The 24131-nt window shown below is 62.5% G+C and carries 17 protein-coding genes and 1 pseudogene; 9 read left to right on the top strand and 9 right to left on the bottom strand.

The window, feature by feature from the left end:
- The first annotated feature begins 138 nt into the window (after positions 1-138).
- Together JQC81_RS34175 and JQC81_RS26000 are read left to right on the top strand one after the other, a co-directional pair.
- The gene (locus JQC81_RS34175; protein ID WP_312887582.1) at positions 139-687 is read left to right on the top strand and encodes a recombinase family protein; all 549 of its coding nucleotides are present in this window, start codon (positions 139-141) and stop codon (positions 685-687) included.
- 38 nt (positions 688-725) lie between these two features.
- Positions 726-1031, top strand: a pseudogene (locus JQC81_RS26000) (WGR domain-containing protein); the annotation flags it as partial.
- A 268-nt stretch (positions 1032-1299) separates the two neighbouring features.
- On the opposite strand, the gene JQC81_RS25995 reads toward JQC81_RS26000, so the two are convergent.
- Positions 1300-2562: a calcium-binding protein gene (locus JQC81_RS25995; protein ID WP_203274703.1), complete on the bottom strand. Its 1263-nt coding sequence runs from the start codon at positions 2560-2562 to the stop codon at positions 1300-1302.
- 1107 nt (positions 2563-3669) lie between these two features.
- Between JQC81_RS25995 and JQC81_RS25990 the strand changes: the two genes are divergently transcribed.
- From JQC81_RS25990 to JQC81_RS25980, 3 genes are read left to right on the top strand one after another with little or no spacing between them, the layout of a single operon-like run.
- Positions 3670-3903, top strand: coding sequence for a hypothetical protein (locus JQC81_RS25990; protein WP_203274702.1), 234 nt, complete (start codon positions 3670-3672; stop codon positions 3901-3903).
- Positions 3904-3954: 51 nt separating this feature from the next.
- A complete protein-coding gene (locus JQC81_RS25985; protein WP_203274701.1) occupies positions 3955-5190 on the top strand; it encodes a YcaO-like family protein in 1236 nt (411 codons plus the stop codon).
- On the top strand, positions 5187-5828 hold the full coding sequence (locus tag JQC81_RS25980; protein WP_203274700.1) for a TfuA-like protein: 642 nt from the start codon (positions 5187-5189) through the stop codon (positions 5826-5828). The genes JQC81_RS25985 and JQC81_RS25980 overlap by 4 nt, the downstream gene beginning before the upstream one ends.
- Before the next feature lie 14 nt (positions 5829-5842).
- On the opposite strand, the gene JQC81_RS25975 is transcribed toward JQC81_RS25980, so the two are convergent.
- Positions 5843-6919 carry a hypothetical protein gene (locus tag JQC81_RS25975; protein ID WP_203274699.1) on the bottom strand — a complete coding sequence of 359 codons (1077 nt, stop codon included), beginning with the start codon at positions 6917-6919 and terminating at the stop codon, positions 5843-5845.
- 208 nt (positions 6920-7127) lie between these two features.
- Here JQC81_RS25975 and JQC81_RS25970 point away from each other — a divergent pair, with 208 nt between their 5' ends.
- Positions 7128-10418: an adenylate/guanylate cyclase domain-containing protein gene (locus tag JQC81_RS25970; protein ID WP_203274698.1), complete on the top strand. Its 3291-nt coding sequence runs from the start codon at positions 7128-7130 to the stop codon at positions 10416-10418.
- 339 nt (positions 10419-10757) lie between these two features.
- Positions 10758-11180: a hypothetical protein gene (locus JQC81_RS25965; RefSeq protein WP_203274697.1), complete on the top strand. Its 423-nt coding sequence runs from the start codon at positions 10758-10760 to the stop codon at positions 11178-11180.
- Positions 11181-11446: 266 nt separating this feature from the next.
- On the opposite strand, the gene ybaK is transcribed toward JQC81_RS25965, so the two are convergent.
- The 7 genes from ybaK to JQC81_RS25930 form a co-directional block, all read right to left on the bottom strand.
- Entirely contained in the window at positions 11447-11917 is a 471-nt protein-coding gene (gene ybaK, locus JQC81_RS25960; RefSeq protein WP_203274696.1) for a Cys-tRNA(Pro) deacylase, read from the bottom strand.
- A 29-nt stretch (positions 11918-11946) separates the two neighbouring features.
- A complete protein-coding gene (locus JQC81_RS25955) occupies positions 11947-12573 on the bottom strand; it encodes an urease accessory protein UreE (protein ID WP_203274695.1) in 627 nt (208 codons plus the stop codon).
- Between the two features lie 55 nt (positions 12574-12628).
- Positions 12629-13114 (bottom strand): nucleoside deaminase, encoded by a 486-nt coding sequence (locus tag JQC81_RS25950; protein WP_203274694.1) that lies wholly within the window; start codon positions 13112-13114, stop codon positions 12629-12631.
- Positions 13115-13119: 5 nt separating this feature from the next.
- The gene (xdhC, locus tag JQC81_RS25945) at positions 13120-14085 is read right to left on the bottom strand and encodes a xanthine dehydrogenase accessory protein XdhC (RefSeq protein ID WP_203274693.1); all 966 of its coding nucleotides are present in this window, start codon (positions 14083-14085) and stop codon (positions 13120-13122) included.
- Complete coding sequence (gene xdhB / locus JQC81_RS25940; protein WP_246520668.1) at positions 14082-16547, bottom strand: xanthine dehydrogenase molybdopterin binding subunit; 2466 nt, start codon at positions 16545-16547, stop codon at positions 14082-14084. The genes xdhC and xdhB overlap by 4 nt, the downstream gene beginning before the upstream one ends.
- A gap of 4 nt (positions 16548-16551) precedes the next feature.
- On the bottom strand, positions 16552-18033 hold the full coding sequence (xdhA, locus tag JQC81_RS25935) for a xanthine dehydrogenase small subunit (RefSeq protein ID WP_203274692.1): 1482 nt from the start codon (positions 18031-18033) through the stop codon (positions 16552-16554).
- Between the two features lie 95 nt (positions 18034-18128).
- Positions 18129-18569 carry a VOC family protein gene (locus JQC81_RS25930; RefSeq protein ID WP_203274691.1) on the bottom strand — a complete coding sequence of 147 codons (441 nt, stop codon included), beginning with the start codon at positions 18567-18569 and terminating at the stop codon, positions 18129-18131.
- Between the two features lie 193 nt (positions 18570-18762).
- On the opposite strand from JQC81_RS25930, the gene pepN reads away from it, so the two are divergent.
- The gene (gene pepN / locus JQC81_RS25925) at positions 18763-21414 is read left to right on the top strand and encodes an aminopeptidase N (RefSeq protein WP_203274690.1); all 2652 of its coding nucleotides are present in this window, start codon (positions 18763-18765) and stop codon (positions 21412-21414) included.
- Between the two features lie 244 nt (positions 21415-21658).
- Positions 21659-23932 carry a sensor histidine kinase gene (locus JQC81_RS25920; RefSeq protein ID WP_312887581.1) on the top strand — a complete coding sequence of 758 codons (2274 nt, stop codon included), beginning with the start codon at positions 21659-21661 and terminating at the stop codon, positions 23930-23932.
- Positions 23933-24131: the final 199 nt, after the last annotated feature.

Genomic DNA, 24131 nt, shown 5'->3' with positions numbered 1-24131 from the left:
GAGCGGATTTTTATACCCGAACGCTTCGCTACCGGGCACACCGGGGGTGAACCCTGACCACTTTGTAAGCATGATCTCTGATGGTTTAGTGCAACGGGTTCACCTCAAACGGGGATTATCAATGGCACTTGGCAGCTCGTGGCCGAGGTGGTCGAGGTCGAGAGCGGCAAGCGCAACGACCGGCCCAAGCTGGCCGAGGCCCTGCGCCTGTGCCGCCTGCATGGGGCGACCCTGATCATCGCCAAGTTGGACCGCCTGGCCCGCAACGTAGCCTTCATCTCTAACCTGATGGAGTCCGGGGTCGAGTTCACCGCCGTGGACCTCCCCCAGGCCAACCGCCTGACGGTCCATATCCTGGCCGCTGTGGCCGAGCATGAAGCTAAGGCGATCTCGACCCGCACGAAGGACGCGTTGGCCGCTGCCAAGGCCCGTGGGAAGCAGCTGGGCGGGGATCGCGGCAACCTGCCGGCTATTGCCAAGCAAGGCGCCAGGGCCAGCGTCGCGGCGCGGATCGCGAAGGCCCACGACTGCGCCTCCGATCTACTGCCCATTATCGAGGAGTTGAAGGCATCTGGCGCTGTCTCGCTCCGGCAGATCGCAACTGGGTTGAACGACAAGGGGATTAGGACGGCACGGGGCGGCGCGTGGAGCGCCGTGCAGGTTCAGCGTGTGATGGATCGGGTTTAGGCTAAAACAAGCCCACCAAGAGAGACCGGACCGACCCGGAGCAGAGCATCCGGCACTTCTACGTTCTCATGATCGAGCGTGACCTGTTCGAGACCGTGCGCCTGGTCCGGAATTGGAGACAGATCGGAACGCCCGGCCAGGAGCTCGTCGAGACATTCGAGAGTGAGGAGACGCCCGGCCAGGCGCTCCAGGCGCTGGCCGGGACTAAGCGTCGGCGCAGATGTTGGTATTTACGACGGGCTCTGCACACGCTTTACGCAGAACATGCGCGGAACAAATATGACCATATTGCGAACGCGGGGATCGCAATCTCATGCGTCTTGTGTGCCGTTGATGATGGCTGAGATCCTCACCTATTTCGGCTCCGCCTTAGCAATCTAGGCTCTGGTTCTTTCTCCCATCGCTTGATACCGGAAATCCACAACAACCCACCAGGATTCACAGGAAGATAGTCCTCAGCCTCGGGCGTGGGACGACACGTACCGCGCCGGTGGGGAAGCGGGTGAGGACGGGGCGTGGATCGGCCGGTTTCTCCTCGGGAGTGTGGCGGAGGGGTTGTCCGCCATCAGGGCGCGATGTGGTGCAGAAGGCCGTTTATGGAACTGGACTGCCTTAGAAGTCCCCGAACAAGAAGTCACCGGCTGTTAACTGGCTCTTCCTCACGTCCTCCAATATCAGCGACGGTAAGTCCTTAGTACTAATGGGGAAGAAGTCGAACACCACGTCACTGCCCACCTGTTGGCCTCGCGCCATGATCTCTTCGAAGGTGTCATACTGGCCCGGCTCGCCGGCATAGATCACCAGATCGTCGACTCCGGGCCGGAAGTCAGTCACGGTCAGCCCACCTAGGTTGTCTAGCGTTCCGCTCGGGTTGCCTAAAACGAAGAGATCGGCTCCTGACCCACCGGTCAGGATAGCGTCGAAGCGGGCATAGATGACGTCATTGCCCGAACCGCCATCGCTGATCGAACGCTCCAACTCAAAGTTCTCGTCGAACTGCCCTGTGCCGGAGAAGATCACATCATTTCCGGAGCCGCCAAAGACCTTGTCTACGCCGCCACCCGCGTCCAGGATGTCCCTGCCGCCATCACCTCTGATCAGATCGTTTCCAAGGCCACCATTCACCCGGTCATCACCTGCGCCGCCGGATATTGTGTCATCGCCATAGTCGCCACTCAAGAAGTCAGCCCCACCTGCGCCACTGATGGTGTCGTCACCGAAACCGCCAAAGAGCATGTCACGACCGCGGTTACCAATGAGGCGATCATCGCCCTGCTGCCCCCAGACGAACCCCTCACCGCTTCTCACGCGGATAAAGTCCTCACCCAGCCCACCCCACGCCAGAGTTAACTCGCCACGCAGTATCAGCCTGTCCTCGTCAGCGGTGCCATAGACGAGGTTCGGGGTCACGCCTGACGGAACCCAAGCGCCGTAGACGAATGCTGAGCGACTGTCGTCGTTGGTCAGCTGTGCGCCACCAAACTCCATTTGGTCCAAGCGCAGCGTCGGCCCGTCTGGTTCATCGGAATGGAAGAGCCTTGCGCGGAGCTGGTCGAGCGGCCGCTGGTCATCGCTCGACACCAGCGTCAGCGGTGTGGTGAAGTCAGCCTGCGTCCAGTTTCCAGTAGCCGCCTGCTCGAAGAAAAACCCGATATCCGAGAAGTCCGCAGTCGAGTGAATGCGCTCCGCCTCCGGTAGGCCTGCCCAGAGCGCCGCTGTACTGCCTGAGAGTGTCAGGCTTCCAGTGATCTTCTGCTTGGCCGCGTAGCCGAACGCCCCTGGATCGACCGTAACGGAAATATTGGCGAAGGGATCGTCAACGACGATGGGATCCTCAACCACCCCATAGAAGGTGTAGGACGTCGGTGCTGGCATGGTGGCCTCCCGTGCAGGTTCCCCGCCCCGGTCACAACATCATACCGCAAAGGCGACACCGTGTCCCCTCATCCATCCGAAGGATCACTGGTTCCGGCTCCGCTTTGCGCATAGCGGTCGCGAATTTCCGATAATTGCGATCATGAAACTGCTTTCGAAGTTTTCGGAAAGTGTTCGTGGCCGCTTTTGCGCCTCTGTCACGCCTATTCAGTAAAGCTGGCTTCGGCATAGGCCTTGGCCGAGACGCGAATACTTACGAATGCTATGACTGGAAAAGAGGGGGAGAGGATGCGGTTGGAGATCGTTGGTCATCCCCTCCCCCGCTCGGCGCAGTTTATGGGGCAACATTGCAAGAGCAGCCAAGCTTGAAAACCATAGTCCGCTTTGGCGCGTCCTGCCTTGGGGCAAGCGCCGTACCTCCGGCGAGATCACTTAGAGAGATCTCTGGCGCGGCCTCCTGTAACACCACCATGGTGGGGCTTTGGCCGGGATTGCCGGCGCGCAGCACCGTGTTGAGCGGCTCCAGCACCGCCTCGCTGGTTTTGACCTCGGCTTCCCCTTGCCTTTAATCTCGACCGTGAAGGCACCTTCGACAATGTAGATCACAAAACGACGCTTCTCACGTCGCTGTCTGCCAAACGAGAGGTGAAGCAAGCAGAGCACATGTCGACGGAGATGGTTGCTCTAGGCACGTGAGACAATGATCCGCCCAGTTTGCTAGGCGGGACGTTATGGAATGCACCATCAAAGAGCATTACGCGTCATCTCAGCACAACGCGAAGCATAGGAGTCCACCAGCTTGAGGACTGATTTAGGGGCCTGTCCCAGCTCAGCAGTGGATACTTCGAATTATCGGCCGCCTCGCACCTCCCCATATGCAATGAACGCTACTTGACAGTTTAGACGATTCAACCACCTACTTAAGCTTACAGAAGTCCTGTGACAATTTTAACAGTCCGATCTGGCTATTATGTGAGACGGAACCCAATGCTGAGCAGGCTAAGATACTCATGGCGGAATGCCTTTGTGGCTGGGGTAAGCGCGCTGTTTGCACCGGGCCTAAATGCCAGTAGCGCGAGTGCTTCCGTCCCCAGCGATGGATCTGTGATGCTGAAGCGCGAGAAAGGAGCTCTGTTGATTTCTGAGCGCGGCCGCCCATTCAAACCATTGAACTTGGCGGATACGCCAGAAGCCGCCGAATTACAGAACCTATTTCAGAAATTATCGCCTGATGGATCTGCCATACGCGTTCCCGTTGACCGCCGCATCGTAGCGGAAGGTGGGATGGGAACCTCCAAGCTGCCACAGAGAAAAAAGCGTGGGTCTCCGGACGGCAAGTAATAAAGATGGGCCTCGTCCTAATCCGCTTCCGTGAGGGATCCGAGGTTCTGCATGCTGGATAGCCTCGGGCCTTCCCTCGTAAAGGCATATTCGTGGGGTGCCCACCGGAGCGTATGGCCAGAACAGACCCTGGCCCATGTTCGCCCGCTCGCCTCCCGAATAGGCATCACTCGTCTCGGCAATGTGACTGGCCTCGATTATATCGGCATTCCCGTTGCCATTGCAGTCCGGCCGCGGTCACACTCAGTTGCCGTTTCTCAAGGTAAAGGACCGACCTTGATGCACGCCATGGCTTCGGCGTTTATGGAGGCAACAGAACTTTTCCATGGTGAAGAGCTTTGGGCGCGCGTGCAATGGAGCAGCACACGGGAGTTAAGCAGACGTGAGCGCGTACTCCCTTTGGACCAACTGAGCCGGACGGAACGCCGTCTCACCCTTTCGACTGAACTTCCCTGGATTAAGGGCTGGGACCTGGCCGATGGCAGCTCGTGTTGGGTTCCTGTTGAGCTGGTCTATACAGACTACAAGGTATCCACGAAGGATTGTGGCGACTATTTCCTTGCCAGTTCCAACGGTCTCGCATCTGGCAACCATATTCTCGAGGCTGTCAGTGCCGGCATCTGCGAAGTGATAGAACGGGATGCCGTGGCACTTTGGGAACGCCGCGGCACAATAGACCGCGCTCGGTGCCGCATCGACCTTTCAACGGTTGACGATCCTTTGTGCCTTGCACTCTTGGGCCATTATGAACGGTCGAATATCGCCGTGCAGGTGTGGGATGTCACATCCGACTGCGAAATCCCTGTCTTTGTGTCCGAGATCCACCCGCGCACACACGATCCGGCGTCGATGAGTCGGCGATCCCGCGGCGTAGGGTGTCACGTCAGCCGCGCCGTTGCGCTCTCGCGGGCGCTCACCGAAGCCGCACAAGTCCGGCTCACTCATATCACCGGCGTTCGCGATGACATTTTCTCGGATGCCTACGAAGATACACTGGCAGCAAGGGTGGGCGCGGCCTTGCTCGACGCCTGCGCGGCGGGCCTGCCACCGCGCGCCTTTAGCGCGGTTTCGACATATGCCTCAGATGATATCCGGGAGGATGTACTCTGGCTGCTGCACCGGCTGCGTTCCGCCGGGTTCGCCTCCGTCGCGGTCGTGGATCTCACACGTCCGGAATTTGGTATTCCCGTGGTACGAGTGATCGTCCCCGGCCTAGAGGGTTATAGCGCGCACCCCGCCTACCGGCCTGGACCTCGCGCGCGCCGAGCGGAGGCAAGCGGTGAATGAAAGCCATCATTTTCTCTGGCCCTTCGTTGCCACCGACATCAATCACCATAGAAGGCCCAGAGTGGCGCCCGCCATTGCGGCAGGGCGATCTTTACAGGGCCGCTCTGGAAGACCCCACTGCTCTCGGAGTGATCGATGGGTTCTTCGACACGACCCCAACCGTCTGGCATGAGGAAATCCTGTTTGCTCTAGACCGGGGCATAGCTGTCCATGGTGCAGCGAGCATTGGCGCGTTGCGAGCAGCCGAACTTGATGTCTTTGGGATGCGGGGCATCGGCGTCATTTACGAATGGTTTCGCGATGAGAAACTTCAGGACGATGATGAGGTTGCCGTCCTGAGCGCACCGGCTGAGCTAGGATACCAACCGCTGTCGGAGCCAATGGTGAATATCCGGGCAACGGTCGAGAGAGTGATGTCTCGCCGTTTAATCAATGCCGAAATCGGCCGGTTGATCGTTGATCTTGCTAAATCGATGTTCTTCAAACAACGAACGTGGGACGCTGTTTATGCCAGCCTGCGCCAACATCTTTCACATCAGGAGGTGACAGAACTCGAGCGGATCTTGACGATCAACTATGTGGACCAGAAGCGAGCGGATGCCATTCTTCTGCTTCAGACGATCAAAGAACTGGTGTAGCTGTCACTCGCTGATTACCAAGGTACCATGAGGTATCGACCGACACAGACCGCTTTCGCCCTGAGCGTGGTATCGTCTTCGAGATGCTGAGAGATAGACACGCCTCTGTCCGAGGTGTCCCTCCTGTGGAACATGAGATTCGTCACCCCTCGGAGCGCCATCATCTTGTAGGTTTCTGCAAAGTCCTCATCGGGCGCGACCGTGGCCAGCAAGCTGGCCCAGCGTCCCGAATGATGAATTCGCTGCAGCATCGCCGCAGCAGCGGGTTTATTCCCAAGGTCGACGTGTTTGCGAGCCTCGCCATTGGGCTCAGTTCCCTCTGGGAACTCCTGACCGAAGAACCGAAACCGCTCGTTGATTGGGTGCTTTTCGCGCACGTCAGCCCAGGACCGCTCTCTTCTGAGGGGGTCTCCGCGCCTGGAGGCGGAGCGCGGATCGCAGCTCGGATCACCCACCGCGTCGCCGTTTTGCCAGCGAATGTGGCCGAGTTCGTGAGCAAGCGTGCTGATCAGGCCGACCGCCGGAGTATCGACCGAAGCCGTGTAACGCGGGCGCGTCCCCCAGCCTCTCGACCCGGGTAAGAGCTCCGTCAAGCGAAGATCTTCCACTTGGGAAAGGCGCACGCGACTCTCGGACCACAATCGGGTGGGAAGTCCTACAAATTTGAGCCTTCCCGAACCCTGACGTGGTGCCTCCCAGAACCCCCATGCCAGGGGCGAATTGAATTGCGGATCAATGAACACGTAATCGAGCGAACAGAGTTCCTGCTTGAAGAATGAATTAGACGTATCAAAAGCGGCCGCCACATCGGTTTTATACGGGTGAGCAGTTACCGCTGGCAGATTGGAAAAACGTGGGGCTCTATAATTCTCATCCCCGCCAGGCGAATTACCCGATCCTCCATTATTGGCAACATCAAACTCATTCAGCCACCTGAGTTTGGCCTCCACGAACTCGGCGCCAGTCCCGGCAGCACAGGCCCTCATCGAAGCAACTCGTCCATATTCTATAAGCCCGGGATGGTAGCCGGAAGGAACAGTACACGAGGCCAACAGCAGGCCCGACGCAACCCAGAGTGCTACCCGCTGCATGGGCTTCTCCCAACATTATCGGTTGTATGACCGCGACTATCCACAGGCGGAGATCAAGCTCCGCTATTGAAGAACGAAAAGACTGAACTGCGCAAGAGACCGGGTTACCAATACTACGGATTGGCAAAACTACTCTTCTCCAGGTATGCTGTTGCATGCCGATAACACTTTGGGTGTAGCAGCCTTCCCAAACTACGGTGGATACAGCATGGAAGAATGGCTGGTATCGATTGGACTTGAGGAGCGCATCCAAGCTTTCCGGGAGCATAGGATCACGGCCGATCAGCTCGGGGATCTCACCGAAGAAGACCTGCGCGAACTTGGCTTGACGATTGGGGAGCGCCGGCGCTTCCAACGGGCGTTGAAGGTAGCTCAAGGCGATACACCTCCTGCACAGGCTCCAGTTCACACAGCAGGTGCTGGCGAGCATCGCCCACTGACAGTGATGTTTGCCGACCTGGTGGGCTCAACCAGTCTCAGCGAACGGCTTGATCCCGAGGACTTGTTGGAGGTGATGCGGATCTATCGGGAGTTCTGCGGTGAAGCGATTACGCGCTACGGCGGCCACATCGCGCGCTTCCTCGGCGATGGCATCTTGGCCTACTTCTGTTACCCCGTTGCCAACGAAAACGACCCCGAGCGCGCCGTGCGAGCAGCCCTCGACATTGTGCGGGGGGCTGGGGCGCTGCGGAGCGCCGGCAGTGGCGAGTTGCAGGTGAGAATAGGTTTGGCAACTGGCCGGGTGACGGTCAGCGACCTTTTTGCGGCGGGCACAGCCGACCCAGACACGATTATCGGCGCGTGCCCGAACCTCGCTGCCCGCCTTCAAGCTCTCGCACAGCCCAACCAAATCATTATCGCCGAGCGCACGCACGAGCGGATCGCGTCCCATTTTACATGCGAGCCGCTCGGAGCGATCGAGATCCGCGGGTTCGAGCAGCGTCATGAGGTCTGGCGGGTGGTGGGCGAGCGCAGCGCTCGCCAAGTGCGGGAGGCGCTGGATGACAGAGGTGCCACCACCCCTTTCGTCGGTCGCGAGGTAGAAATTGACCTGCTGCAGGTCCTGTGGCGCAAGGCTCGCGGCGGGCATGGTGGCTCCGCCCTGGTGCTTGGCGAGGCCGGGATCGGCAAGTCACGGCTCATCCAGCATTTCGTAAGCAGTCAGGCCTCTAACGCCCTTCTCGTGCAGATTGCTGCCACAGCCTTCGACGCAAACAGTCCCTTACGGCCCTTTGCCGACTACCTAGCCCAGGCTGCCGGTGTCATCGCCGGAGACGATGACGTGACCGTTTGGGCCAAGCTAGAAGCCTTGCTGACGCCGGCACCAGATGCCCGTGAAAAGGTTGAAATCCTGGCCATGCTCCTTGGGCATCCCGATGCTCAGTCCGGCGCGGCGGCACTCCCGCCGGAGCAACTGCGCGAACAGACCATCGATATCCTGGTCGAACACCTTGTCAGGCTCGGGGGTGACAGGCCGGTCTGCCTTGTTGTCGAGGACCTGCACTGGCTTGACCCGACATCATCCGAGCTGCTTGAGGTCCTGCTCGACGAACTGCACGATCGACACTTGCTGCTCGTGCTTACCGCCCGCCCTGAGGTGCCAGCCGAGTGGAGCGCGCGGGTGGACACCACGCTGCGACTCGGACGCTTGGGTGCTGAACACGTCGCGGAGATCATGCACGGGCTCTTCGGGGGTGGCTTCTTTAAAGATCTTGTTCGCCGTGTCACAGAACGGACTGATGGCGTGCCACTGTTCGTCGAGGAGGTCGCCCGCGTCCTCCTGCACCGCCAGAGCGAGCCGGACCTTACCATCGCCCCCAATCGGTTGATCCCAGCCTCGCTGGAGGAGACTTTGATGGCGCGCCTGGACCGGTCAGGCGTCGCCAAGGACATTGCGTTGGCCGCCTCTGTCATTGGCCGATCCGCCCGTCGTGACGTTCTCGCGGCAGTCTGCGGCGTTGATGACTGCCGGCTCGATGAGGCGCTGACAACTCTGATCCGGCTCGGCATTTTTGAGCGCGCGCACCATGTGCGATCCGAAACCTACACGTTTCATCATGCGCTGCTGCGTGATGCTGCCTACGCCAGTCTCCTGCGCGAGCGTCGGCGTGATCTGCACGAAAGGGTTGCCGGTGCCCTGCGGGCCGCCGACCCAGATGGGATCGCGCAGTATCCCGAAATGCTCGCGCTGCACCTTAGCGAAGCCGGAAATATTATCGAGGCGACCCCGCATTGGATGGCGGCCGCGCGCCGAAGCTTGGCCCAATCCTCACTCACCGAGGCCACCCAACTCCTGCGCCGGGCTCTAACCGACCTTGAGAAAGTCCCCCAAGATGAGCACGTCCGGCAACTCCGGGTTGAGGTCAGTTCCTTGCTCGGCCCGGCCCTTATTGGCCTGAAAGGGCCCAACGCGGCAGATACGCATGAGCTTTACACCACGGCCTATGAGCTCTGCGAGCAGTTGCCCGACGATCCCGGGCATTTTCCTATCTATTGGGGCTGGTGGCGCGTGTCACCGTATAGCCCCGGACGGCCGGAAACCCTGCTGCAACGGGCGCAGCGTTGGAACGATCCGGAGTTGCTGCTGGAAGCGCATCATTGTTCCTGGGCAGTCCAGTTCCAGCGCGCAGCGTTTCATGACTGCCGCGCGCATATGCAAGCTGGCCTCGCCATCTACGACAGCGGCAACTACACCCACCATGCACCCTTGTACGGCAACCATGACGCCAAAGTGTGTGCCCTTGGCAACCTGTCCCAGCTCTGCTGGATGGAGGGCAAGCTGCGGCAGGCACGCGAGGCCGACGATGGCGCCCGGACTTGGGCCGAAAGCCTGAACCACCTCGGCAGCCGTGTGCATGCTATGGGTCTGACCCTGCTGCACAGTGTCTACCGCCGCAACTTGCGGGAGGTCTTCGACCGATCGGCGGAGTTGATGCGGTTTACCTCAGAATACGGCATGGCGGACCATGGCGCGGCGGGTATCATTTTCCAGGGCTGGGTGACTGCCCTGGAGGACGACCCAGTCGATGGTCTTGCGGCCTTGGAGAAGGGCTTGGCTGAGCAGCGGGCTATCACGACCAACGAAGATCTCGCAGTTTATCTGTGCCTCCTCGCGGAATGTCTTATCCAGGTGGGCCGCGCCGATGAGGCGGTGACGCGTATCACCAGCGATCTGCCGAGCCTGGAGAGACCCGAGCTGCAGATCTGGATGCCGGAACTGTATCGCATGCTCGGCGAGGCCATTGTCGCGTCCGATCTCGGGGCCGCCGACGAGGCTCAGCGGCGGTTTGCACAGGCCGCGGCTCTGGCCGAGCAACAGCAGGTGCCGATGCTGGGCCTTCGCATCGCTCTGAGCCAAGCCCGCCTCGCCCGCCGCTTGGGCGACGACGACCGCCTGGACACCGTGCGGGAGGCGCTGGCGCGCATCCCAGAGCCGGAGGCATCAGTGGACATTGCCAACGTCGACCACTTTTTTGCTGAGGTAGGCCCCGCCAGATAGACTTTGGCTGGCAGGCTCGCCCTGCCTGATGCCGCGTGGGAGCCCTACATCAGTGCGGGATAAGCGTGGCTGTTAAAAGGTCCGCTCACAACCTAGTTTCAGTCTCGGCAGCGCCAACATAGGCTACTCACGAGTTAAGACGCACGTTCAGCTTAAGAAGAGTTGAGAAAAACCTGAACTTAAAATCCTGTGAAATTTTATAGCGCCATCCGATAGGGATTTGCCCGGCCCGCGTCGGGGCACCCCGGGGGGTGGGTGCGGCCATCGGCGCGGCGGAACGAGGCCATCAGAGCCCTCCACCGCCGCAAATTCGCCTTGAGGCCAAGCTTCCGTGCCCGCATGACCAATGTGCTTGTTTTTCCCGCCGGCACCGCGGCGCCAGAGGCCCACCGGCGGAGCTCCACGCGAACCCCAGAGACGGTGTTCACGCCGGATCAAGACGCCCGGCTGACTTTCGAGCAGGGTCGCCTGTATGGCTGGTCCTCCCGCGACGGGATGCTGCCGTTAGCCTATTGGAGTCTTGAAACCGATCTGCGGGCTCTGGTCCCGCCGCACGGCGTGGGGCTGGCCGCTTGTCGCCTAGGACTGCCCGCGCCGTTCGTGCGCGGCTGGGCCGTGGGCTTGGGCCTGCTGGCCTCGGGTCTCAGGCTGGATCTGGAGCGCCCGCCGGAGGCGGCCATGCCGGAACCTGGTGCCACGCTGCTGTCGGAGGACGGGCTGTGCTGGAGCGTTGTGCCAGGAGCTGTGGCAGCCAAGCTTTAACCCATTGAAATGACCCCATAATCGCACCGATCCATCATGGGAGCCACGGTGAAAAATTTTTGGGTCATATCTGGCGAAACGATCGGTCGGATGTGCGGGAATTGGCCCTCTCATATGGCGATGGCGGGCTCAAGGCAAATAGGAGCGTGGTGATGTCCCTCCTCGTCATCCCCGGACTTGTTCCGGGGATCCACGTCTCTGCCCTATTGCAGCTTCGAAGACGTGGATTGCCGGGACAAGCCCGGCCATGACGCGGTGGGGAGATTTCAAACCACCCCCGCCACCTTCGCGCTCAGCACCTCAGCCGCCACGCGGGGATCGAGCTTCACCTGTAGGCCGCGCTGGCCGCCGTTAATGAAAACCTCAGCGTGCTCGAAGGCTGATTGCTCAAGCACGGTCGGGACGCGCTTCTTCTGGCCGAAGGGGCTGATGCCGCCCACGTGGTAGCCGGTGATGCGCTCCGCATCCACGGGCTTCATCATCTGGGCCGCCTTGCCGCCGAGCGCCGCGGCGAGCTTCTTCAGGTTCACCTCCTGGTCGGAGGGGAGGATCACGCAGGCTGGCTTGTTGTCCACCAGCACCATCAGGGTTTTCAGCACGCTCGATGGGTCGGCGCCCATCGCCTCGGCCGCCTGCAGGCCGATGCGCTCCGCGTTTGGGTCGTAATCGTATGAGTGCACCGTGAAGGGCACGCCGGCCTGTTGCAGGGCCAGCGTCGCGCGGGTGGTCTTGGACATGGTCGTCGGGATCGAGGCTTCAGGCTCGGTCAGTGATCGTGCTTGTGCCCGTGATGATGGTGGCCGCATCCGCAGCCGGGGCCATGCTCGTGATGCGCATGATCATGCTTGTGCTCATGTGCATGATCGTGGGCGTGAGAATGCACGTGATCATGGCTGTGCGCGTGGGAGTGCTCATGACTGTGGCCATGATCATGATGATGGTGGTGCCCGTGGTCGTGATCGCACACATGGGTGCTGCGCTCCGGCTTGAACGGACGTTCCACCGGGGTCACGGTGCAGCCCTGCCCGCGGGCCAGTTCCGCCAGCGCCGGGTTGTTCTCGATGTAGAGGGCGTCACCCGTCACCTCGACGACGCCGTGATTGCTGCCGAGATGCCAGGCGAGGCGCATGAGGCGCAACGGGTTCTCGGCCTTGATCTCAAGAAGCGGCTCCGCCGCAGCCTTCACCTGAACAAGCTGCCCATCCTCGAGCCGCAGGGCGTCGCCGTCGTTGATGGTGGTCTCCATGTCGAGATCGAGATGGATGTCGGTGCCGCCCGCACCTTTGAGCGCCGCATGACGGCGGTTTCTCGCCGCGTGGTCGAGAGTGATGGTGTCGACGACGCGGTCGGCCTTCACGGCAGGCTTGCGGACGATGGTGGTGACGCGGGGCATGGGTTCGTCTCGGTCTGTGATTGGGTGAAGCTCAGATAGGAAGCGTGGCCGGATATTAATAGGCGATCTTGTCCGGTTTGTCCGCCCAGGCGTCGAACACGGCCTTGGCCTCCAGGCTCGGCAGGTGATCCATGGGAATGAGGCGCTCCGACACGGGCTTAGGAATCTCGTCATAGATCAGGCTGTCGTCGAAGCCGATCTCGGCCGCATCCTGCCGGGTGTTGGCATAGACGATGCGGCCCATCCTGGCCCAATAGGCAGAGGCGAGGCACATGGGGCACGGCTCGCAGCTGGTATAAAGGGTCGCTCCTTCCAGGGAATGGTCTCCGACAGCCTGGCAGGCCAGCCGGATCGCCGTAACCTCCGCGTGAGCCGTCGGGTCCTTGGCGGAGGTGACCTGGTTCCAGCCCTCGGCCAGGACCTTGCCGTCACGCACGATCACGGCGCCGAAGGGGCCGCCGGCCCCCTCCTCCATGTGCTCGCGGGACAGTTCGATGGCGCGCGCCAGATGGCGCTGATCGTCGAGTCGATTGGTGCTCATGATGCTTATGTATCGTTGGAGGCCGCGGGAGGCGAGAATTTTTGGGCAATACCCCCGTGCTCCCGAACCTGCAGCAGCTGCGCGGTCACGGAGGCCGCGATGATGGCCGGGTCCTTGTCCTCGATGCCGGGCAGCCCGATGGGGCAGACGAGGGAGCGGATCGTCTCCTCAGGAAGCCCGAGTTCCCGGAACCGCTTCTCGAAGCGCGCCCGCTTCGTGGCGCTGCCGATGAGGCCCACATATGGGAAGTCACGCTTCAGGGCGGCGGCCGTGATCGCCATATCGAGGGGGTGGTCGTGAGTCATGACCAGGATAAGCGCGTGAGGGCTGGCCTCGGCGATCTCGGCTTGAGGATCCCGCATGCGCACCGCCTTTGCATTCGGTGGCAGATGGGCCGGGAAGGCATCGTCCCGGTCGTCGAGCCAGCGCACGGCAAACGGCAGAGGTGCGAGCGACAGCACCAGCGCCCGGCCCACATGCCCTGCGCCGAACAGGAGAACGGGGGTGCGCACCTCGCCATGGGTCTCACGCCAGCCGGTCCAGCGGTCGTCGCCCACGGCGGAGGAGAACTCGCGCCTGACGCGGCCATCCTCCATCCGGCATTCCAGCTCGAACAGTCCTCCGCCCGACTCCGCCTCGACGAGTGGCGCGAGATCCTCCATGTCCCGGCTGTCGAAGGTTTCGATCAGGATCTTCACCCGACCGCCGCAGCACTGGCCGAGATCGGGCCCGAGCGCCTGATCGACGATCCGGGCCGGACCACGACCGGCGCCCAGCATCTCGCGGGCGATGTCGAGCATGCGGAATTCGAGCTGCCCGCCGCCAATGGTGCCGTGGAACGCGCCATCGGGCCGCACCACCATGCGCGCGCCAGCCTCGCGGGGAGCGGAGCCTTTCACGTCATGCACGGAGATGAGGGCGGCGGCTCCGTGCCGCTGCACGAAATCGGCAAGCTGACGCCAGACCCTCACCCCATGGGCCTCCCCCGCAGCGCCTCGCAGGCGCGCAGGATCGCCTCGGGCGTTGCGGGTGCATGGAGCGGAACGGGCTTTTCAGGATCGAGCGCATGGATCGCATCGGCCAGCGCGCAGAAGACGCTGTTGGCCAGCATGACCGGCGGTTCGCCCACGGCCTTGGAGCGATAGATCGTCTCCTCCCGGTTGGCATTGGGATAGAGCGCCACGTTGAAGGCGGCCGGCACGTCGGAGGCGACCGGGATCTTATAGGTGGAAGGCGCGTGCGTGAGCAGGCGGCCGTCCTTGGCGAAGACCAGCTCCTCGGTGGTGAGCCAGCCCATGCCCTGCACGAAGCCGCCTTCGATCTGGCCGATGTCGATGGCCGGATTCAGGGAGCGGCCGACATCGTGCAGGATGTCGGCGCGCAGCAGGCGGTTCTCGCCGGTCAACGTGTCGATGATCACCTCGGAGCAGGCCGCCCCATAGGCGAAGTAGAAGAACGGCCGGCCCGTTCCCTTCGCCCGATCCCAGGTAATTTTCGGCGTCTTGTAATGCCCGGCCTCGGAGAGCTGCACGCGGGCCGCGATGCATTTCTTCGCCAGTTCGTCGAAGGGCAGGCTCTCGTTGCCGATGAACACCCGGTCGTCGCGGAACGCGATCTGCTCCTCCGGCACGCCATAGGCTTCGGACGCGTAAGCAATCATGCGCTTCTTGATCGCGCCCGCCGCGACCTTCGCCGCCATGCCGTTGAGATCGGAACCGGATGACGCCGCCGTGGGCGAGGTGTTGGGCACCTTTGCCGTCGTCGTCGCCGTGATGCGCACGCGCTCCATGGCGATGCCGAACTCCTCCGCCACCACCTGCGCGACCTTGATGTAGAGCCCCTGCCCCATCTCGGTGCCGCCGTGGTTCAGATGCACGGAGCCGTCCTGATACACGTGCACCAGGGCACCGGCTTGGTTCATGTGCGTGAGCGTGAAGCTGATGCCGAATTTAACCGGCGTGAGCGCGATACCACGCTTCATGATCGGCGAAGAGGCGTTGAAGGCCGTGATCTCCTTGCGACGCGCACGGTAGTTCGAGGTCTCCTCCAGCGTGCGCACGAGATTGACGAGCGTGTCGGTCTCCTCCACCTCCATGCCGTAGGGCGTGACGTTTTCACCCGGACGGTAGAAGTTGGCGTAGCGCACGTCGAGCGGGTCTCGCCCCGTTGCCCAGGCGATCTGGTCCATCACATGCTCGATGGCCAGCATGCCCTGCGGGCCGCCGAAGCCGCGAAACGCTGTGTTGGAGACGGTGTTGGTCTTCAACCGTTTCGAGGCGATGTGGACGGCCGGCATCCAGTAGGCATTGTCCGCATGGAACATGGCGCGATCGACCACGCCGGCGGAGAGATCCGCCGAATAGCCGCAGCGGGCGAGCAGGTCGACCGCGTAGCCCTGAATGCGCCCTTCCTCGTCAACGCCCACCTTCCAGTCGCAGCGAAAGTCGTGGCGCTTGCCGGTGAGGATGAAGTCGTCGTCGCGGTCGAGGCGCAGCTTGCAGGGACGCCCCGTGATACGCGCCGCCAATGCGGCGGTCACGGCCCATTGGGTCGCCTGGCTTTCCTTGCCGCCGAAGCCGCCGCCCATGCGGCGCGTCTCGCAAGTCACATAGGCGTCGGGAACGTCGAGCACACGGGCAACCACATGCTGCACTTCCGTGGGATGCTGGGTCGAGGAATAGACGTGAATGTCGCCGTCCTCACCCGGTATCGCTAGGGCGACCTGGCCTTCGAGATAGAAGTGCTCCTGCCCACCGACGCGGAACTGGCCTTCCAGCTTCCTCGGCGCCTGCGCGATGACGGCATCCGGATCGCCGCGGCCGTAAGCATAATCCGGCAGAACGGTCTCGCCGCGCTCCAGCGCATCGTCGACCGAGACGCTCGGCGTCTCGGACTCGATCTCCATCACGGCCTTCTTGACGGCGCGCCGCGCAGTGTCGCGGCTCGTAGCAACGACGGCGAAGAGCGCCTGTCCTAAGAAGCCGATATCGCTGTCGACGAAGAGCGGATCGTCGCCGAAGGCGGGCGACACGTCGTTCTTGCCGGGAATATCTGCGGCTGTGAGTACCGCAACGACGCCGGGCACGGCGCGCACGGCGGACACATCGAGGGAGATCAGGCGCCCACGCGCCTTCGGCGACTGGCCGATGGCCACATGCAGCGTGCCCTCGGGCTCGCGAATGTCGTCGATATACTGCGCAACGCCCTGAACGTGCTTCGGGCCGGAATCGTGCGGCAGGGGTTTGCGAATGTGGCGCAGAACTTCAACATCCTCCCCTTGAGGGGGAGGGTCGGAGCGCGTCAGCGCTCCGGGGTGGGGTGACAGCGCGACATTGGCAGATGTGGAGTTTCCCACCCCCTCCCGCGCCTGCGGCGCGATCTCCCCCCTCAAGGGGGAGGTGGAAGCGGCGGTGAGTTTTGGCTGCTCGTTCATCGCCCTACTCCGCCGCCTGGAGCGCGTCGCGCTGGCCGATGATGCGCGTGGCGCGGGTCTCGCCCGATGCGGTCTCGCTCAGGGCCTTCAACACGAGACTGCGCGCCACCGTGGCGCGGTACGCAGCCGAGGATCTGTGATCGTCGAGGGGCTGATAATCGCGCGCGATCGCCGCCATGGCCTCGCCCCAGGTCGAAGGCTCATCGAGCGAGAGGCCGGTGAGCGCCTGCTCGGTCTCGAGCGCCCGCTTCGATGTCGCCGCCATGCCGCCGAACGCGACGCGGGCCTCGGCGATACGTCTGCCGTCGAGGGTAAACTTGAACGCGCCCATCGCGGACGAGATATCCTCGTCGAAGCGCTTGGAGACCTTGTAGGCGCGAAAAGCCTCGTTGCCTTTGAGTTTCGGCACCGTGATGCGGCGCACGAACTCGCCGGGCACCCGATCCTGCCTGCGATAGGCGATGAAGAAGTTTTCAAGCGGCATGGTGCGCGTGGCATCGCCATGGCGCAGTTCCAGCTCGGAGCCTAATGCGATCAGCGCGGGTGCGAGATCACCAATGGGCGAACCGTTGGCGATGTTGCCGCCCACCGTGCCGGAGGCGCGCACCTGCCAGGATCCGAAGCGGCGCATGAGTTCGCCAAGATCGGGATCAATACGGGCGAGCGACGGATGGGCCTCGGCATGGGTCACGGTCGCGCCGATGCCGAGCACGTCGGAGGTCTCTTCTATGCGATCGAGACCCGCTACGCGCCCGAGCCAGATGATCTTCTCGATCTCGGCCATGCCCTTTGTGATCCATAGCCCCACATCGGTGCAGCCGGCCACCAGGGTGGCGTCGGGGTGCCGCGCGTAAAGCGCCGCAAGGGAATCCTGGCTGGCCGGCGCCGCGAAGAAGCGGGTTTCGACGCCGATGAAGACGTCCTGCCCGTCGGCGAGCACCGTCAGGCCCTGAACATTCTGCTCGCCGCTTTCGCTGAAGCTATCTCTGGGCTCATCGCCGCAGGCCTGCAGCGCCGCGTCGACGATGGGTCTGTAGCCTGTGCAACGGCAGAGATTGCCGGCAAGCGCATCGTTGACGCTCTCGCGGCTCAGGGGCCGCTCACCTTCGTGGTAGAGCGTGAAGAGGCTCATCACGATGCCGGGGGTGCAGAAGCCGCATTGGGAGCCATGCGCCTCCACCATGGCGGATTGCACCGGGTGAAGTTCGCCGCCTGCCGCGAGATCCTCGACCGTGACGAGTTCCGCTCCGTCGATCTGGCCGAGGAGCAGGATGCAGGCATTGACCGGCTCGTAGTGCACGCGCCCGCCGCTCACCCGGCCAAGGGCCACGGTGCAGGCGCCGCAATCGCCCTCCGCGCAGCCCTCCTTGGTGCCGACGCGACGCTCCTGAAGCCTTAAATAGTCCAGAAGCGTGGTGCGCGGATGAAAGCCTGAAACCTCGACTGCTCGTCCCTGCCGCCAGAAGCGGATTGTGTCTCGTACCACGATGTTCCTCCGCCGGTTCGACCCGGCTTTATTATGGTGGGCCGGGTAGAATGGCGGAGCAAGACCTTTTCGCCAAGGGGCAGCCGAGGTCGCGACTACCAGGTGCCGGTATTGGCCATGGAGGCCCAGGGCTCCTGCACGGGCTTCGGCTCGCCGCGCTGGAGCAGCTCGATGGAGATGTTGTCGGGGGTTTTGACAAAGGCCATGTAGCCGTCGCGGGGCGGACGGTTGATGGTGACGCCCGCGTCCATCAGCCTCTGGCAGGTCTCGTAGATATCGTCGACCCGGTAGGCGAGATGGCCGAAGTTCCGGCCGCCGGCATAGTCATGCTCGTCCCAGTTATAGGTGAGCTCCAGGAGCGGCGCCTTGGTGTCCTGGGCCTTCTCCACATCGCCGGGAGCAGCCAGGAACACGAGGGTGAAGCGGCCCTTCTCGTTTTCGATCCGGCGCACTTCGACCAGGCCGAACTTGTTGCAGAAGAAATCGAGGGATTGTTCGAGGTTCGAGACGCGAACCATCGTGTGCAGGTATTCCATGATCATCTCCGTGAGCGGAGTCCACGTGATGGCGTGTTTCGCCCGGAGATCAAGGGGTACCATTTTGTTGCGCAGAAAAAGCCTTGGATTTGGCCAAGATCCCGTGACTTTTAAGCCTTGCTGCGCCAAGCAGACTGGCGGTCCCTCCCCAAGGCCCTAGAACCAACGCAACTTCGTTTCATACGGGTACCCGATGCGCACCGAGACAGCCTCCGTCATTCGCCTTGAGGATTACCGGCCCAGCGACTTCCTGATCGACCATGTTGATCTCGACGTGAAGCTGCACCAGAAGGAGACCAGGGTGACCGCGACGCTCGTCATGAGGCCCAATCCGGCCGGGCGCTCGGATGCGCCCCTGGTTCTCGATGGCGACGAGTTGAACCTGAAGTCCGTGGCGCTGGACGGGCGCGTCCTGTCATCGGAAGAGTTCGAGGCCTCGCCGCAATCGCTCACCATTGCTCAGGCGCCGCGCCAGGCATTCACCCTGACCATCGAGACCGAAATCAACCCGACAGCCAACACCAAGCTGATGGGCCTTTATCGCTCCAGCGGCAATTACTGCACGCAATGCGAGGCGGAGGGCTTCCGGCGCATCACCTATTTCCTCGACCGGCCCGACGTTCTCTCCGTCTATACCACCCGCATCGAGGCCAACCGTGAGGAGTCACCCGTTCTCCTCGGCAACGGCAACCCCGTCGAGAGCGGATCGATTGACGATACCGGCCGGCACTATGCCGTCTGGCACGATCCGCATCCCAAGCCGTCCTATCTCTTCGCGTTGGTCGGCGGCCGGCTCGGCCGCGTCGCCAAGAGCTTCACCACCATGAGCGGGCGCGAGGTGGAGCTTGCGATCTATGTGGAGCCTGGCAAGGAGAACCGGGCCGATTATGCCCTGGATGCGCTCGAGCGCTCCATGCGCTGGGACGAGCGGGTCTTTGGCCGGGAATACGACCTCGACGTGTTCAACATTGTCGCCGTGTCGGACTTCAATATGGGCGCGATGGAGAACAAGGGCCTTAACATCTTCAACGACAAATACGTCCTGGCCTCTCCTGAGACCGCCACCGATATGGATTATGCCCATATCGAGGCGATCATCGCGCACGAGTATTTCCACAACTGGTCCGGCAATCGCGTCACCTGCCGGGACTGGTTCCAGCTCTGCCTGAAGGAGGGCCTGACGGTCTTCCGCGACCAGGAATTCTCGTCCGACGAGCGCTCACGTCCCGTGCATCGCATCGCCGAGGTGAAGACCCTGCGGGCCCGGCAGTTCCTGGAGGATGCGAGTCCCCTCTCCCATCCGGTGCGCCCGAGCCAGTATCGCGAGATCAACAACTTCTACACCGCCACCGTGTACGAGAAGGGCGCGGAGATCGTCCGCATGCTCAAGACGATCATCGGCGAGGAGGATTTCCGGCGTGGCATGGATCTCTATTTCGGGCGTTGCGACGGCACGGCCGCCACGGTCGAGGATTTCCTCAACGCCTTCGCGGAGGTCACGGGCCGCGACCTGTCGCATTTCGCCCGCTGGTACGAGCAGTCCGGAACGCCCCGCGTCACGGTGAAGAGCCACTATGACGGAGCCGCGCATACTTACCGCCTCGATTTCACCCAGAGCACGCCCCCGACACCCGGGCAGGCGAAGAAGGAGCCGATGGCCATTCCCGTCACGCTCGGTCTCGTCTCGCATGACGGGTCCCCCCTGAGCGCAGCCTGCGACCGGGTGGACGAACGGGGCGTGTTCCTGTTCGACAAGGCAGCCGCCAGCATCACCTTCACGGGCGTGACGTCCCTGCCGGTTCCGTCGCTGTTCCGGGGCTTCTCGGCCCCGGTGAAGGTCTCGCTCGATCTTCCCAACGCGGAATTGCTCGTCCTCCTGCGTCACGACACGGATGCATTCAACCGGTGGCAGGCGGCGCAGACCGTCGCCATGCGATTGCTGGCCTCCCTCTCAATCAACGCTCAGGTCCCGGGCGAGGAGATCGACGCATTCTCGACTGCCCTCTGCGCCTTCATCGACAGGGATGCCGAGAACGATCCGGCCTTTGCGGCTCTCGTCATGACTCTTCCGAGCGAAGCCGACATCGCGCAGGAGATCGGCCAGGATGTAAACCCGGATGCGATCCACCGCGCCCGAACCGAACTGCGACACCGCCTTGGATCGACCGGCGCGGGGCAACTGCAGCGCATCTACGAGTCCTTCACCGATTCAGGCCCCTACAGCCCGGATGCGGCAAGCGCCGGACTCCGGAGCCTGCGCAATGCCTGCCTCGATCTTTTGGCCGCGGCTGATCCCGAGACTGGTGAAGCGCTTGCTCTGGCGCAACTCGATTCCGCAACCAACATGACGGACCGCCTCGCCTCACTCAGCGTGCTGACGACCATTCCGGGCAAAGCACGCGAGGACGCCATCGCGCGGTTTGGAGAGCGCTATCGCAACGAGCCGCTCGTCATCGACAAATGGTTCACCCTGCAGGCCGCGATCCCCGAAGATGGGACGCTCGAGCGGGTGAAGCACCTGATGGAGCATCCCGCCTTCTCGCTCGGCAACCCCAATCGGGTGCGTTCGCTGATCGGAAGCTTCGCCATGCTGAACCAGGTTCAGTTCAACAGGGCGGACGGCGCGGGCTACCGACTCCTCGCCTCGATCGTCCTGCGCGCGGACGAGTTGAATCCGCAGTTGGCCGCCCGCCTCCTCACCGCTTTCAGCACGTGGCGAATGATGGAAAACGGGCGGCGAAAGCACGCGGAAGAGGCCCTGCGCTCCATCGCGCAAAAGCCCAACCTTTCCCGCGATGTAGGGGATATCGTGAGCCGCTCCCTTGAGGAGAGCCAATCCAAATAACCTATATGGATGAATAGGTTTGGCATTGTCCCAGATTTCCCCAGGGGAAGACGACATAGGAAATTTTTTATTAACCTTCGGGTTCTACTAACTAGACAAATCACCCGCTCAAGATTCTATTGTTAGTGATTCGGAGAGATGCGGCACGTCCTCCGAAACAGGACGCAAATGGTTCCGGAGGAAGCATCGCATGGCGGGGGCGGTGACCGCATGCGTACCCGCGCGTGCGGGTACGATTCTAGGGGTGACGCGATCAGACGCGAACCCCACCTATCGACGGCTCGAACGCTATGAGCCTCTGCTCCGCTTGGCAGTTCCGGCGGTCCTGATCCTGTTTCTCATTACGCTTGCGGGCAGCGCCTGGGTGCAGATCCGCGACGGCCGCAAAGACACGCTTTTCGACGCCATCAGCGACATCGACATCATCGCATCCCTATCGGCGGCGAAGCTTGGTGCCGCTCCTGCTCCCGGCAACGGCGCGCAGGCTGCGGCGCAGCTGGAGCAGCTCGCCAAGGACATGCCGCCGAGCGCCCTGACGCAGAACCGCATGCTCATGCTGGTCGATCAGGCAGGCGTAGTTCTGGCCGTCTATCCGCCGATGACGAATGCCCCCGCCAAGCTCACCGACATCCTGGGCGAAGCGCAGCCCCTGATGCTGTTTGCCGACCGCGCGGGCGTCATGACGGTCCGGCTGCCCGGCGGCGTTGAGGGCATGGCGACCGTTCGCGCGCTTCCCGCCTCATCGGGACAGATCGCGCTCGTGCAGCCCATGCCGCACATCCTGTCCGGCTGGTGGACGCGCACCATCGGTCACGTCTCGCTGCTCGGCGCCACCATTCTGGTGCTGCTCGGCATCGGCGTAGCCTATGTGATGCAGGCGAACCGCGCCCGCGCCGCCGACGAGGTCTGCGAGAAGGTGCGCGACCGCATCGATTCCGCGCTCAACCGCGGACGTTGCGGATTGTGGGATTGGGACATCGGCCGCGGCCGCATCTACTGGTCCGATTCCATGTACGAACTCCTCGGCTACGAGCGCCAGGACGAGTTCCTCTCCTTCGGCGAAGTGAACGCCATGATCCATCCCGAGGATCAGGATCTCTTCACCTTGGCCGAACAGCTTGCCTCCGCCAGCACGTCGCTCGTCGACTACGAGTTCCGCATCCGCAGCATCACGGGCGACTGGGTGTGGCTGCGCGCCCGCGCCGAACTGATGAACGATCCGGACGATGCGGCAAGCCATCTCGTCGGCATCGCCGTGGACGTGACCGAGCAGCGCGGCCTGGAGGAGAAGACCGCCAAGGCCGATGCCCGCCTGCACGACGCCATCGAGGCGATCTCCGAGGCCTTCGTGCTGTGGGATGCCAACAACAACCTCGTGCTCTGCAACTCGAAATTCCAGAAGCTGCATGAGCTGCCGGCCGATGCGCAGCTGCAGGGCAAATCCTATGCGGACGTGATGGCGCTCGGCCGCCCGCCGGAAGTGCAGCACCAGTTCCTGCGCCGCGAGCAGCAGGATGTGGGCGCACGCACCTTCGAGGCACGCCTTCAGGACGGCCGCTGGCTGCAGATCAACGAGCGCCGCACCAAGGACGGCGGCTACGTGTCCGTGGGTACGGACATCACCGCGCTCAAGCGCCATGAGCACCGCCTCGTCGAATCCGAGAAGGAGCTCATCGCCACCGTTCTCGATCTCAAGCAGTCGCGCCAGAAGCTCGAGGCGCAGACACATCAGCTCGCTGACCTCGCCGAGCGCTACCTCGACCAGAAGGCGCAGGCCGAGAGCGCCAACCGCGCCAAGTCCGAATTCCTGGCCAACATGAGCCACGAGCTGCGTACGCCGCTCAACGCCATCATCGGCTTTGCGGAAGTGATGCAGAGCGGCATCTTCGGTTCGCTCGGTTCCGACAAGTACGAGGAATACTGCTCCGACATCCGCTCCAGCGGCCAATATCTCCTGTCGGTGATCAACGACATCCTCGACATGTCGCGCATCGAGGCAGGCCGCACGTCTCTCACCAAGCAGCCGATGGAGGTTCACGCCGCGATCCAACGCGCCCTCAAGCTGGTAGGCGAGCAGACGAAGGCCAAGAACCTCTCCGTCACCGTCGACGTGAACCCCGACGACATCGTGGTGCCCGCCGACGAGCGCGCCCTGCACCAGATCCTCGTCAACCTGCTCCAGAACGCCACGAAGTTCACGAGCGAAGGCGGCTGCATCACGGTGCGCACGCGTCAGGCCGGCAACGCGGTCAACATCTATGTCGAGGACAACGGTATCGGCATTCCGGCGCACGCCCTGCACAAGCTGGGTCAGCCCTTCGAGCAGGTCGAGACCGAGTTCTCGAAGAGCTACAAGGGCTCAGGACTCGGCCTCGCCATCGCCCGCTCGCTCACCGAACTCCATGGCGGCAGCTTACGCATCAAGAGCCAGGAAGGCCTCGGCACCATCGTGCTGGTCCATCTGCCGCTGACGGAGAACACCAGCGCGGAGATCGCGCTGGCGGATGCGGCAGCCTAAGGCGACGTCATTCGCCAGCATGCAAAGCCGGCACTCACGCGATGCAGGCTTTTTTCGTACTCGATCTCTGTAGCGCCTCAGCCACTTGAAACGCGAAGAGCCGGCCTGTGAGGGCCGGCTCCTTTGCTTGTGGGTGTGTTCGGGTGTGAGCGGGTGTGCTTACAGGGTAAACATCTGGAAGTGGGCGGCAGACAGCGCC

Source organism: Microvirga arabica (genome assembly GCF_016811235.1).
Classification (GTDB): Bacteria; Pseudomonadota; Alphaproteobacteria; order Rhizobiales; family Beijerinckiaceae; genus Microvirga; species Microvirga arabica.
The sequence above is the reverse complement of the archived record's forward strand: the minus strand, read 5'-3'. Positions and strand labels throughout refer to the sequence as shown.

What these genes read in the sequence shown, in the direction of transcription:
- JQC81_RS25975 (WP_203274699.1), bottom strand. Translation starts at nt 6,919, where the DNA reads ATGCAGCGGGTAGCACTCTGGGTTGCGTCGGGCCTGCTGTTGGCCTCG.
- JQC81_RS25950 (WP_203274694.1), bottom strand. Translation starts at nt 13,114, where the DNA reads ATGAGCACCAATCGACTCGACGATCAGCGCCATCTGGCGCGCGCCATC.
- JQC81_RS25965 (WP_203274697.1), top strand. Translation starts at nt 10,758, where the DNA reads ATGACCAATGTGCTTGTTTTTCCCGCCGGCACCGCGGCGCCAGAGGCC.
- JQC81_RS25930 (WP_203274691.1), bottom strand. Translation starts at nt 18,569, where the DNA reads ATGGAATACCTGCACACGATGGTTCGCGTCTCGAACCTCGAACAATCC.
- xdhB (WP_246520668.1), bottom strand. Translation starts at nt 16,547, where the DNA reads ATGAACGAGCAGCCAAAACTCACCGCCGCTTCCACCTCCCCCTTGAGG.
- JQC81_RS25980 (WP_203274700.1), top strand. Translation starts at nt 5,187, where the DNA reads ATGAAAGCCATCATTTTCTCTGGCCCTTCGTTGCCACCGACATCAATC.
- pepN (WP_203274690.1), top strand. Translation starts at nt 18,763, where the DNA reads ATGCGCACCGAGACAGCCTCCGTCATTCGCCTTGAGGATTACCGGCCC.
- ybaK (WP_203274696.1), bottom strand. Translation starts at nt 11,917, where the DNA reads ATGTCCAAGACCACCCGCGCGACGCTGGCCCTGCAACAGGCCGGCGTG.
- JQC81_RS25955 (WP_203274695.1), bottom strand. Translation starts at nt 12,573, where the DNA reads ATGCCCCGCGTCACCACCATCGTCCGCAAGCCTGCCGTGAAGGCCGAC.
- JQC81_RS25970 (WP_203274698.1), top strand. Translation starts at nt 7,128, where the DNA reads ATGGAAGAATGGCTGGTATCGATTGGACTTGAGGAGCGCATCCAAGCT.
- JQC81_RS25990 (WP_203274702.1), top strand. Translation starts at nt 3,670, where the DNA reads ATGCTGAAGCGCGAGAAAGGAGCTCTGTTGATTTCTGAGCGCGGCCGC.
- JQC81_RS25985 (WP_203274701.1), top strand. Translation starts at nt 3,955, where the DNA reads ATGCTGGATAGCCTCGGGCCTTCCCTCGTAAAGGCATATTCGTGGGGT.
- JQC81_RS25995 (WP_203274703.1), bottom strand. Translation starts at nt 2,562, where the DNA reads ATGCCAGCACCGACGTCCTACACCTTCTATGGGGTGGTTGAGGATCCC.